This window comes from Virgibacillus tibetensis (assembly GCF_036026595.1).
GTDB classification, from domain to species: Bacteria; Bacillota; Bacilli; order Bacillales; family Amphibacillaceae; genus Virgibacillus_P; species Virgibacillus_P tibetensis.
The window spans coordinates 37,474-49,536 of sequence record NZ_JARZFX010000020.1 but is presented as its reverse complement, the minus strand read 5'-3'; the positions used below and the strand labels follow the sequence as shown (position 1 = coordinate 49,536).

Here is a 12,063-nt window from a genome sequence, read left to right as displayed (position 1 = left end):
TCAATGAATAGTTCCTCTGCACTCTCCCGCTCGATTTCAGGAATAATTTTTTTCTCCAGTAATTCAATATACATTTGCTTTGATTTTTCAACTAGATTTGCACTGTATTTTTCTATTGATTTACGCCAAACAAACGTGAATTTATTGGCATTCGCTTCTATCTTCGTGCCGTCGATGAAAATTGCTTCTTCATCACAGATGGTGTCCTTTTTGTTTACTGAAAAAGTGAAATTACATAATAAAATAAGCGTGTTACCTATTTGATGAAGGTGACATGCTTATTTTTTAGTTTACTAGGGTTTTGTCCCGGCCTCATTTCTTGTTTTTAACGTGTTTTTCTTTATTTATATATTTCTTTTAAAAGTATTTTTTTTAAAGAGAAGGGAATTATTGTAAATTTGGAGAATAAGTATTAAGTTAAGTACTAAAAAATATGAAAAGGGAGGATTCAATTTTGAAAAAAGTTTATTTAGCGTTTTTTACTGTATTATTGTTTCTTTTCATCCCTGGCTTCATTTCTGCAGAAGAGTTAACACAAGAACAATTGGAAGATTTAAAAGTTGATCATTACAAAACCAGTATTGTTGAGGTAGAATCAGCTGGGCCATCTGAATCATATTCTGATAGTAAACCTCTTGACAATGAAGGGGCATCACTTAGTAGTGTAAGTTGGAAGAGAGTTACATGGCAACAAGATGCATACAGTCGTGCGAATGTACATTTATTTAGATTTACGTATCAGGTTTATTGGGAATGGGATAGTAATAAGATAACAAGAGTGGTAAGAAGTTCTACTCCATCTATTTATGCTATGGGTTGGAGGTATGATGGACTAAACGCAAATACTGGATATTATTATAATAGTAATAAGAACTATTATACAAAACGCCAAGGTCATTTTGTGTTAGGTACTGGAGGATGGGATGTTCAACATTCTTATCCTTGGATTCAATATGATATAAGAAGAGGAGGAAGCTATTCATATGCTAGGGGGTGGTAATTATAGCTATTGAAAAAAATCATGAACCAAGCCTTATATTTGCTTTTGTTTCTTTAGGGATAACATTAATAGCTTCAATTTTTGTTGTTATCTATATGCCTTCAGGAATATTATTAGGCGTTATAGGAATGTTATCTTCTATAGGTTCTTTACATTTTTCTAAAAAAAATCAGCATAAGAACTCTAAAAGGATATCCATTACTGCTTTATGTATTGCTATCACGCTTTTTGTATTTAGTGTATTGTATTTGTTTTTATTCACTGCTGTTTATTAAGTGAGTGCTGCCGCTGAAATGCAGCAGCTTTTAAATTTTAGATAGGTCAGCAATGGCGAGTCTGTCTGTATTAATTATGAACTTAGTCCTCTGCAAGAACACACACTTATTTGCAAGCAATGTGCCTTTATGCCATGTTTGGAATAAGCAGTTTCGCAACTGATTTATTCCCCCTATTCTAGTTCAATTTCTCCAATTCTTTTTTGCTTATATTTTTGTTTTTGCAAAAACCATTAAATTTTTAGTGAGTGATGAAGCAGATTGGATTACAGATCAGATTATTCATTCAGAAGGTGGATTTAAAAGATAAACTATACAAAAAGGTTCTTGCCCTGGAGCCTTTTTGTTGTGTTAAATATCAACATAGATATGAATTTGTGAATAATGTACTTAAATTAAACTGGTGCAAAAGTTCAACAAAGGCGGTCACTTAAACGATGGTCCCTTTTTTTAAAGAATGTTTTTTGAATATTATGGTATTATGAAGAAGGAGTTATTTAACTATCGGAGTGTTTAGCTAAAGAGTTCGGTCTTATTTTCTTTCAACAATCGAGCCATTTAATTGAATAATATATAAAAGGAAGTGATTGAATGAACACCCATACTTTTCTGCTTATCATACATATTATTGCGGGTAGTTTTTGCTTATTGGCAGGAGCAATCAATTTTTCTGTAAAGAAGGAAAAAGGCTACCATACGAGGATTGGAGAATGGTATCATATTGGTTATTTTTTGGTTTTCCTAACCTCCGTTGGAATGGCGATAATTAATTGGTCAGAAAGTGCTTACCTTTTCTATATAGCCATTTTTTCTTATGGTTTAGCACTTTTTGGATACCTAGCAAGAAAGATAAGTTGGAGAGGTTGGTTGTCGATGCATATAGGTGGAATGGCGGGTTCTTATATTGGCATTATTACTGCTGTTTTGGTCGTTAATGGTGCAGCCATTCCATTAATAAATCAAATTCCTTCTCTCTTATTATGGTTTATGCCTACAATCATTGGTACCCCCATTATTTTTATGGTAGGTAAACGTTATAGCACCCATACAAAATGAAAGAGAATGCCATTTGGTTCATCATGCCATCCAGTTTCACAAATTAAGAATCAAGAACTATAATTTACCAATTCATATCCTGAGCAATTAGTGGAAATTCTTTTACACGTTTGAGATAAGTAGTAACACCATTGTCTTCAGCGTATGGATATTCAAATCCAAAATGATCGGCTATGTTCATTGCTATTTTACGAAACAAATTACACATATTAAAAAGCGATTCACATATATTTTCATAGTCTGCGTTTGTATAAGTTTTAACATAGTCATTCCACTCATCTTTATCGAGAAAGTCTTCAAAATTCTTACCGAGTTTTCCCGCACTTCTTAAAAAGTCTGTTTTTATGCCAATATGCCATTCAATCATTCGATTTAGTACGTTACGATTAATTTGTTCATACATAAACATGGCATATGTTAACTCTTTACGCCAAAGCCCCTTACTAACATTCATACAAATCCACCAAAACTCATTACAGCTATCAAGGAATTCCTTTTCAGAAGGCTTTTTAATATGATAGTCTCTATCGTTTGAAAGCGGAAGATATCCTATTACATTATCTTTGTCTAAAAGTAATATGCTCAGACTATCCAGACTGAGTAATTTATCCATTTTCTCAAAAGGAATAAGTGTTAGATCAATTCGGTTCCCATCTATGAACTGCATAAGATAAATAAATCGGCCATCATTTTGAGGTGGAGGCAATATTTTATCCTCTGGCATCTGCATCATTAATCTTTTGCCAAAAGTATCCACCCAACTATGATCTGACGTAAATGAATCAATATCTTTAACAATATATACAATGTCATAATCCTGAAAAATGTCTTTTTTAGCATTGGGATCGGTACGTGAACCATTCATTACAACAGCACGTATTCGCTCGTCATTTTTAGCAGTGTTTAATATTAAATCCATCATTTCTTTTTCATTCCGCATTAATTTGTTTCCTCCTTACCTTCATGTACTTCATAAATCAGTTAAGCAAACACTTATTCTTCAATTATCTTCTAAAATTTTATCTATTATTACTTTATTTGCATGACCATCTAATACAGTTGGCAAATCATCATCTCGTTGATTAGGAGCTTGTACTGTGAAACCAAAATCCGCCTCGAATTATTCAATTTGCATAATGTTCCTTCTATATTACAATAATATACGGTTTGCTTTTTAGGTTTTCACGTCTGCTGACTTTATAGCAATCCCTTTCTTGAAGAATTGCCCTCGATAGTTGAAGAACAGTATTAGTCAAATTGAAAATCATATCCAACATAATTAAATATATTGGTAAACCCTATGTTTTCTGCAACTGCAATAGAAGGCTTGTTGGATTCCATACAATCCCAATATGGAACCATACCATTATCCAAACAGTCTTTTACAAAAATGTGAGCTATCTTTTGAGCTAATTTCTTTCCTCTATAAGCCTCTAAAGTTTCAATATCTATACAATGTACATTTCCAACGACAAAACCCGAAAAACAAACACTAATAATATTATTGTTGTAAACAATACAATAACCTGTCCCCTTGTTAAAGAACCTATCAGGTGAAGACCAGAACTCTAAAATCTTGGAATGAAAAAATTCTATGTTATTAATAGAGCCTTTATTGTTTTCATAGAGAGTTTTACTGATCTTCACAACAGCATAATCCTGTTCAATGGCAGGTTCGTTCTTAGCTTTATAGTCGCCTTTTTGTAGCTTATAAACTTTTTGCTTCCAGCTTCCTAATTTACGATGTTCAAACTTTTTTTCTATAACCTTATTCCATTTTGGGTGATTACCAATTCCTTCAAACCAATTTAATCCAACTTTCTTTGCATCTGGTATGATAACAGTATCAATAAAACTATTTATTTGATTATTAAATACCTCATTTTCTTCATTTCCAATAAATATAAATCCATCATTATTACCCAACCATACAAGTCCAGAATTAGGAGAAGCGATACTATCAACAAATATACGACCAGGATTAACTCCTTCAATTACAGCCATAACTTCTAATTGTCCTTGCTGATTTAGTAAATTTTTACACCTATAAAAATCATTCTTATTTAGTTCAGAAATCATAGAATATACCCTTCCCTTCACCTCTCTACTGTAATACAGTAATACCTAAAAAATTATCTATATTAAACCTACCTGCAGTATTACTTTATGAATATCCTCTATCCATAAATATATAACTGATTCTTTCATCTCCCTTTATATAACAGATTACTCTTTATTGTTTTTTTGCTAAGACCATTTTTAGGTATGCTAAGAATATCCCATTCTTTATCCTTGATTTGTTTTCCTATATATAGAATTTGACCTAAATGGTAGCTGATATGGGCAATTTCAGTTTGAATTGCTTGAATGACACTTAACGGTTCTTGTCTTAAAGTAACAGTTTTATGTAGATCTTCTGGTTTAAGGGCTTGTATTGTTTGAAAAAGTAATTCCCATCCCTCTTCCCAAAATTGCATAAGCCATTCCTTTGATTCGGTATCATCAACAAATTCAGAATCTCTATCTCTATAAGTTTTTTCTCCATCAGTTGTCAAAAAGCCCACCCATCGTGAGTGCATATTTCCACTTAAATGCTTGATTAATATTGCAATGTTATTGGACTCTTCATTTGGTTTCCAATGTAATTCTTCTTCTGTTAATTGCGATATACCTTTTTCTGCACGTTCTTTAAAATGTTTAAATTGCCAATTTACAACAGTAAGGTATTCCTTTTCAATATTACTCATTTTCTACCCCCAAAGAATAATATCTAAAAAACAAGTTTACATATTTTACTTTAATTACTGTCTTATTAAACTGCCTACTAAAATAATATTTAAGAGATCCTCTTTTTAGAAAAATCACCCGTTATACATTTAAGAAGGGAAATACTCCATTGGCTCAGCACAATGAACGTAACCATTTCCCTTATAGTAATTAATAGATTCATCACTTGGCCATACAATAACAAATTCATAATTGTTTTCTTTAATCCAATTATTTATTGAACCTAGGAGTTTACTTCCAATACCCTTATTCCTATATTCTGGAACTGTATATACATTTGTCATATAAGCGAACGGATAGGTAATTCTGCCAGGGCGTGGGACTTTTTGTATTAATTCTATGTAAATATGTGATACTATTTTTCTATTTTCTTCTACAACCCAAATAAACCATTGACGACTTTTAAGTGCATTCTCTAAAAAAGATTGGAATTCCTTTTCAAATTCTACGAATGATTCGTCTTTTTTACTATCATCATACTCAATTGTAAAATCCCATCTCATTTTTATTAATTGCTTGATATCTTTTGCTTCAGCAAGTCTTATATTCATATTAACTCCTCCATACGGATTTCCTAACAAATAACTGATTCCATAACATTTTTATAAAGTATATTCATGTTGGAGTATTCCCATATGGACTATGTCATGCCAACTACCATTACGAAATAAAGATTGCCTACTAACTCCTTCATTCTTAAAACCAATTCTACTATATAGACTGATAGCTCGTTCATTGAATGAAAATACTCTTAATGAAACACGATGTAAATTCATCTCTAAGAAGGCGTAATCAAGTAGTAATTTTAAGGCTTCTTTACCGTAACCCCTTCCCCAATAATCTTTTTTGCCAATATCTATAATACATTCTGCGTTTCTATTCTTCTGGTCAATATTAATTAATGATGTAATTCCAATTGCTTTTTCACTATCATTATCATGAATTATGTAACTTTTGGAAGAGTTGGAGCCTAATATAACTCTTTCAACAAATTCTTTAGTATCTTGTATAGAGTATAAATCTAAAGAAGGATTCGTTGAAATCATTACATCTACATCATTTCTCCAGGAATGATATAGCTCCACATCCTCATTTGTCATCTTTCTTAATTTAACCCTTTCAGAAACAAACAAATATATTTCCTCCCTTATTGAATGTATGAAATACCCCATACTTTCTAACCTTCAAAAAAAATGAACTGTATATCTAAATATGGAATATCGTTTTCAATTTTTATTTTCATACTATTAAGTGCTTCTTTTATCCTACCTTTACTTTTTTGCTCCTCGGTTAGATATTTAGAAAAGTACATATAAGAGTATATTTGCCTATAATTTAAAAAGAATGGAATTTTCATTAGCCAACTGGAATCAACATGATTTTCTGTCTTGTAGCCCTTTAAAAATGAGTGAGTAAATTGAAGTGCAAAGTCCCTTCTTGCTTGAAAATCATTTTCATTAATTGTTTGTAGAGCATGGTACAATACAATCGCAATATCATATACAAACCAGTTATATTCACAATCACCAAAGTCGAATAAAATAATCTCTTTATTGTTTATATAAAAGTTTTTATGATGTAAGTCATTGTGGATCATGCCGTAGCTGTTTTTATCTTTAGGTAACTTTTCAAGTTTATTAATATACATATCCCATTTACGCCTTATTTCTTCACTAACATTATTTGCTTCAGAAAAGAGTAATCCGCTGTTCCAATCTTTTTTATTAATTGGTTTATATAGTTTTGATAAGGAGTGTATTTCCCCCAAGGTTTTACCCCATCTATAGAATGTATCGGAATTCCATTCCCCTTTATTGGAAACGTTTATAAAATTACCTCTCGCCTTTTCAAATGCGACTATCCAACACTCCTCTTTATTGTTTAATTGTACAACTTCTAACAGACTTCCACTAAGAGAAGGAAAAGGAACGGTAACATTTACTCCTGATTTGAATAAATATAAAATCCAATCTAACTCTGATTCAATCGATCCTTTTTCATAATTAGTGCTTAAATAATATTTTAAGATATAGTTCCCGCTATCGCCTCTACATTCAAAGACATTGTTTGAAAATCCCCCAATTAATTTCAAGTCCGATACATTAGCACCAAATTTTCTTGCACCTTTTGATAAGAGAATGTCATCTATATTAATCACCACCTTTTACATTAACTTACGAGTTATTAGGGTAATAAGTTTCGAATTATTTAGTTAATATAAATCCTTCATATATAGTGAACATTACCAAAAGTAGTTGTAAAAATTGATTTCCTTAATCCTTAACTTCTACTATATGCCTTTGAAACTTAGTCTTACAAAACCTCCCCCATCCCCACAACACTTTCTCCCACTTGACCTCACGCCCTTTCCACCCCTAAATCCTCGCCTTTCAATTTAACTAAGTTTTACAAAGAAAACCGCCATTTCTTACATAAATCAGGCAGAAATCATGCGATGAAATATTGAAAAATCGAACTCGGTTTTACAGAGTAGAGTTAAACCCACGCTTTCCTTCACACTTTTTCTCCACACTAACCTTTATCCTTACATCTACTCACACCTTGTAACGCTTGCTTTCTCAGTCTTTTCTCCAAACAAAAAAAACCGAGATGGCGTACCAACCGTACGCTCCCGATTCTGATTAGAGTGTTGACATAAAGACTGATACATACCTGCCTCCGCTTCCCCTTCTTTGTAAAACTCTGTTACATTTTGTAAGAGTTGTTACATCTTTGAAAGGGAGAGTATCAGGGAGACAAAAACTGTGACAGAACAACTCAGTCGTGCCCTAAATAATCTTGAAACAATGATTCTTACGTCATGAAAAATAAGATACACACACAACTCAATAGTGCACGATTTTTCTCTATGCCTTTGGCTCCATCGACAACTCAGCGTGCCCTGATTTGTCTTAAATCACAACCCTGTTCTTTTCTTGGATTTTTTCTAAGAATTCTTGATGCTTCTCAATATATTTTTTTGTTTTCTCTAAATAAGGTAATTCATTACGCAACTCTAATTTATCAACTGCATAGGACAGCCAATAGTAAATCTTAGTTATCTTTCTCTGAATAATTCCTTCATAAACAATCCCTTTCATGTATATAAGTATTTGTTTGTCTCTTTTTCTCAACAAATTTGTATTGCCAGTATTTATATTTGATGGCAGAAAATTTAACTGAGATGCAAACCAAGCATTATCATTACGATTTAAATAAGTATAATTCAATAATGGATTTCTCTTTGTTTCTTTTAACCAACCTAATCCATTCTTTTCTCTTGTCTTTAGTAAGCAATCTATCGGGAGTAACATACCTGTTATTTGTTGCTCCCAAGGTCCTTACATTATTTCTAAATAATCGCTGAAACGTAACGTCTTTGCTTTTTCGACGGGGCATTCCATGGCATTCATAATTAAATTCATATAGGAAACGAAATACTCTTTGTGTAAGTCACCACCACGATTTAATAATCATCAACATTATCCCCTTTTTAAATTTATTCGTTACAACTCGTAGCGCAACAGCTACTTGTTGTATTTAAACTGTTTATTTTCAATGGTATTGGAGTGGAGTCAACTTTACAAACTCCCGTTTCAGGTAATTTCAATTTTACTTTTCTAGCTTCTTCCTCATCCCCTGAAAGGTATGCAACAATTGAACGAACTTGTTCATATCCTGTTGCCATTAAAAATGTCGGAGCACGGCCGTAACTTTTTACCCCAGCTATATAGAATCCTTGCTCAGGTTGACGCAACTCCTTCTCCCCATGTGGACGAACCGTTCCACAGCTATGAAGGTTAGGATCAATAAGTGGAGCAAGTTCGCGTGTGCTCTCCACTGCTGGGTCTATATCTAATCTTATTTCGTTTGAGAAAGAAAAGTCAGGCCTGGCTCCTGTATTTACTACAATTTCTTCTACTTCCCCTAAAACTTTCCCGTCCGTAGCTCTTATTTCAAAATGCCCATTTTGCTCCGTTATTTCTTCAGCATAGAATCCAGTAAGAACTTTCACATGACCATTATCAACGATCTGGTGTGCCTGTCTACCAAGTTCACCTCTTGCTTGTAATTCATCGTTTACTTCTCCTCCAAAAGTTTCTTCTACGTGTTGTTTACGAATAATCCATGAAATCTCTGTGTTTGGAAATTTCTTTTTTAATTCAGTAAGGTCAATTAATGTATTTAAGGCAGAATGACCACTTCCGATTACTGCTACATGCTTGTTTTTAAATGTTTCTTGCTTTTCAAGTAAATTTGGGATATGTGTATGCAATTTAGTTTTTAGTGCTTCATTATTCCATACTCCATCTGCAAATGGAGGGTTAGGGTGATTCCAAGTTCCTGTGGCATCAATGACAGCTTTTGCTGCTATTTTTTTCATGTTTCCGTTAAGGTTTACATAAAGAATGAATGGTTGTTGCTCACGGTAATTTGACTTCATTTTATCCGTGTTCTTTTTGGTGATATTCCTTACTTCAGCATTATAAAGGATTCTTTCCTTAAATTGTGGATGATTTGATAGGGGTTCCAAATATTCATCCACCAGTTCCTTACCAGTTGGTAATTTATCAGCTTTAGGTTCAACCCAGTCCGTTTTTTGTAATAACTTTTTGGCAGCTTCATTTATGTTAAATTCCCATAGTGAAAATAGCTGTACGTGTCCCCATTCAAGAATGTTGCTTGCTACCTTAGGTCCTTTTTCTAACACAAGAAATTGTTGATTATACTCACTTAAATGGGCAGCAGCTGCAAGTCCTATAGGTCCTGCACCGATAACAACAATTGGTAACTCTGACATATAAATATCTCCCTCTCTATTAATAAAATTAATTTAGTTTTTACGAAATAAGCAACAAAGTTCTTCCGATAGTACATTATTTATTTCTTTATGGTTTAAGGAGTAATAGCTCCAAGTTCCTTTTTTATTTTGAATAATAAGGTTTGCTTGTAAAAGTATTTTTAAATGGTAGGAGAGTTTAGATTGTGGTAAATTAATTTTCTCCATTAAATCACAAACACAAATTGAATCTTCAGGTGTATTTGCCAATAAATTAAGTATGTGGAGCCTCTTTTCATCAGATAATGCTTTAAATGTTTTTTTATAATGTTTAAACGTACTTTGTAAATCCACTGTTACAGGAAACATAAATATTCTCCATTCCTTAATCAAAAATATTTGATATAGCGTATTATACATCAAATATTTTTGATTAACAAGACATAAATCAATTTTTTTTGATTTATTTATGAAGATCTTTTTAATTTTTCGATCTCCCGTTAGCGGGCGCTTTAGTTGAATAAGAGGTAAAATATAGTTAAAGTTTGATCATGTTTATCTATCTTGACATATATCTTATCTAGTAAAGCCATATAATTCAATCCAACACACAATATAAAAGACGAACCAACAAAAACACGCAAACATTATATTAAGTTCTTATTCTCCTACAATCTTATATTCTCTTAAACATCATGATTGATATCCAGGATACACCTTTACCCAGATCAACCAACACTAATGTTTTTAATGATGAGGAATTCACAACATCTGCGTTTTGGGTCCCAGCTTTAGGAGTAGTGGCTACTGCAAGTATGCTTCAACTTTTAGCTATAAGTGTTGGAGCTACTACACTTATATATTTTGCTGCTAAAGGACTTCTTTCATTAAAGTCAGGTGCATTATGGGTAGCTGGTAAGGTAGCGAATGACAATGCAAAAAACAAAAGGCATGTGCATTATGAAGCAATTAGAACTTCAAATTCTCTGGGAATATGGGTTGGACCAGGTAGATCTAAAACAAAGGCTATTTCTAGGTTGAAAAGTGGCTTGGATACCTGGAGTATTGGATCATCAAACGCACTTAGTATTGCAAAAGGTGCTTCCCCAACTGGAAGATATAGATATGATTCAGCACATTCAGCGGGTAAAGGAAAGCGTACATTTGCACATTATCACCCTTATGAATATGGTACCCATTCATTCTATGGTGGGGGTAAACTCTGGTAATTTATTATTTTAATTTATAAAGGATGTATATTATGGGGAAAAATCATTATTTTGAGAAATCATTTCCGCCTAAAAGAATTAAAGGTGTTGATTATATATTAAAACATTATTTAGAAGGAACAGAAATCTCTAAAGAAGATAAACGTATAAAATTTATTTTAGATGATCCATATGCTCCGGAAATGGAGCTAATTAAGGGAGTTTACGTAATCTATAAAAAGGCAATACTTGAATTACTTGAGGGAAGAATTCGTTCGATTAATAGCTATGAATTTAATAGCACTAAAAAGAAGAATAGAACTATTTCAGATGAAGATATAGAATATGTACTAGAGACGGCGACAATTGTGGTGCTTGCAAGTGAAAACGGCCAAATACTTACAACATATTTTATTGCTGGTTCGGGAGAAAAATTAAACAGCATATTAAACTTATGTCTAGGTTACTCGAAAGATTTAGAAAGTAATGAGTTTAAAGTTAGTTTGCAAAACTTCATTGATGATATTGAAGTAGTTAAGCAAATGGGATTATTAGAAGAAATAATCGTAAAATGAGTAGAGTGGAAGTTGAATTTGTGAAAATTTTATAAGCTTGTTGTAAATGACCCTCAATCCAATAGTTGAGGGTCATTCTTTTATGTGCGCTAGGCACGAGTATACTCTCTATGGTATAAATGTCCAAATTATAATTCGGGCTTACCAAGGAAAAAGCTAAAGATGAGTTAGAGTTTATGAAAAGAGAAGCATCTAAGAATATTTTAAAGACGCTCCCGATTCCGATTGGAGTATTTTACATAAAGCCCGATACATACCTGCCTCCGCTTCCCCTTCTTTGTAAAACTTACTTACATCTTGTAAGAAGAGTTACATTTTTGAAAGGGAGAGTTACGGGGAGACAACAACTTGTAGCATTGAAATAAAGTTTGATTAAATTAAC

The 12,063-nt window shown here is 32.6% G+C and carries 13 protein-coding genes and 2 pseudogenes; 5 read left to right on the top strand and 10 right to left on the bottom strand.

From position 1 onward, the window contains the following. A pseudogene (locus tag QGM71_RS20335) lies at positions 1-188 on the bottom strand (IS5/IS1182 family transposase); the annotation flags it as partial. Between the two features lie 266 nt (positions 189-454). Between QGM71_RS20335 and QGM71_RS20330 the strand changes: the two are divergent. The 3 genes and pseudogenes from QGM71_RS20330 to QGM71_RS20320 all read left to right on the top strand — a co-directional run bounded on the left by QGM71_RS20330 (position 455) and on the right by QGM71_RS20320 (position 2,331). Further along, entirely contained in the window at positions 455-1,000 is a 546-nt protein-coding gene (locus QGM71_RS20330; RefSeq protein ID WP_327609381.1) for a hypothetical protein, read from the top strand. Between the two features lie 498 nt (positions 1,001-1,498). Beyond that, positions 1,499-1,585, top strand: a pseudogene (locus tag QGM71_RS20325) (SDR family oxidoreductase); the annotation flags it as partial. A 281-nt stretch (positions 1,586-1,866) separates the two neighbouring features. Next, positions 1,867-2,331: a DUF2306 domain-containing protein gene (locus QGM71_RS20320; RefSeq protein ID WP_327609380.1), complete on the top strand. Its 465-nt coding sequence runs from the start codon at positions 1,867-1,869 to the stop codon at positions 2,329-2,331. Positions 2,332-2,395: 64 nt separating this feature from the next. Here QGM71_RS20320 and QGM71_RS20315 read toward each other — a convergent pair whose 3' ends face one another. From QGM71_RS20315 to QGM71_RS20275, 9 genes are all read right to left on the bottom strand, one after another. Continuing rightward, positions 2,396-3,271, bottom strand: coding sequence for an aminoglycoside 6-adenylyltransferase (locus QGM71_RS20315; RefSeq protein ID WP_327609379.1), 876 nt, complete (start codon positions 3,269-3,271; stop codon positions 2,396-2,398). Between the two features lie 308 nt (positions 3,272-3,579). Beyond that, on the bottom strand, positions 3,580-4,410 hold the full coding sequence (locus QGM71_RS20310) for a GNAT family N-acetyltransferase (RefSeq protein WP_327609378.1): 831 nt from the start codon (positions 4,408-4,410) through the stop codon (positions 3,580-3,582). A 125-nt stretch (positions 4,411-4,535) separates the two neighbouring features. Beyond that, positions 4,536-5,078: a DUF1572 family protein gene (locus QGM71_RS20305; protein ID WP_327609377.1), complete on the bottom strand. Its 543-nt coding sequence runs from the start codon at positions 5,076-5,078 to the stop codon at positions 4,536-4,538. Positions 5,079-5,207: 129 nt separating this feature from the next. Beyond that, positions 5,208-5,669 carry a GNAT family N-acetyltransferase gene (locus tag QGM71_RS20300; RefSeq protein WP_327609376.1) on the bottom strand — a complete coding sequence of 154 codons (462 nt, stop codon included), beginning with the start codon at positions 5,667-5,669 and terminating at the stop codon, positions 5,208-5,210. Between the two features lie 51 nt (positions 5,670-5,720). Beyond that, complete coding sequence (locus QGM71_RS20295; protein WP_327609375.1) at positions 5,721-6,251, bottom strand: GNAT family N-acetyltransferase; 531 nt, start codon at positions 6,249-6,251, stop codon at positions 5,721-5,723. Between the two features lie 44 nt (positions 6,252-6,295). Then, on the bottom strand, positions 6,296-7,276 hold the full coding sequence (locus tag QGM71_RS20290; protein ID WP_327609374.1) for a phosphotransferase enzyme family protein: 981 nt from the start codon (positions 7,274-7,276) through the stop codon (positions 6,296-6,298). Positions 7,277-8,030: 754 nt separating this feature from the next. Then, the gene (locus QGM71_RS20285; protein WP_327609373.1) at positions 8,031-8,432 is read right to left on the bottom strand and encodes a hypothetical protein; all 402 of its coding nucleotides are present in this window, start codon (positions 8,430-8,432) and stop codon (positions 8,031-8,033) included. 185 nt (positions 8,433-8,617) lie between these two features. Then, complete coding sequence (locus QGM71_RS20280; protein ID WP_327609372.1) at positions 8,618-9,919, bottom strand: NAD(P)-binding domain-containing protein; 1,302 nt, start codon at positions 9,917-9,919, stop codon at positions 8,618-8,620. Positions 9,920-9,952: 33 nt separating this feature from the next. Continuing rightward, the gene (locus tag QGM71_RS20275) at positions 9,953-10,267 is read right to left on the bottom strand and encodes an ArsR/SmtB family transcription factor (protein ID WP_327609371.1); all 315 of its coding nucleotides are present in this window, start codon (positions 10,265-10,267) and stop codon (positions 9,953-9,955) included. 431 nt (positions 10,268-10,698) lie between these two features. Between QGM71_RS20275 and QGM71_RS20270 the strand changes: the two genes are divergently transcribed. Both QGM71_RS20270 and QGM71_RS20265 read left to right on the top strand, forming a co-directional pair. Then, positions 10,699-11,127, top strand: a complete 429-nt coding sequence (locus QGM71_RS20270; protein WP_327609370.1) for a hypothetical protein — start codon at positions 10,699-10,701, stop codon at positions 11,125-11,127. A 32-nt stretch (positions 11,128-11,159) separates the two neighbouring features. After that, entirely contained in the window at positions 11,160-11,681 is a 522-nt protein-coding gene (locus QGM71_RS20265) for a hypothetical protein (protein ID WP_327609369.1), read from the top strand. Positions 11,682-12,063 lie beyond the last annotated feature (382 nt).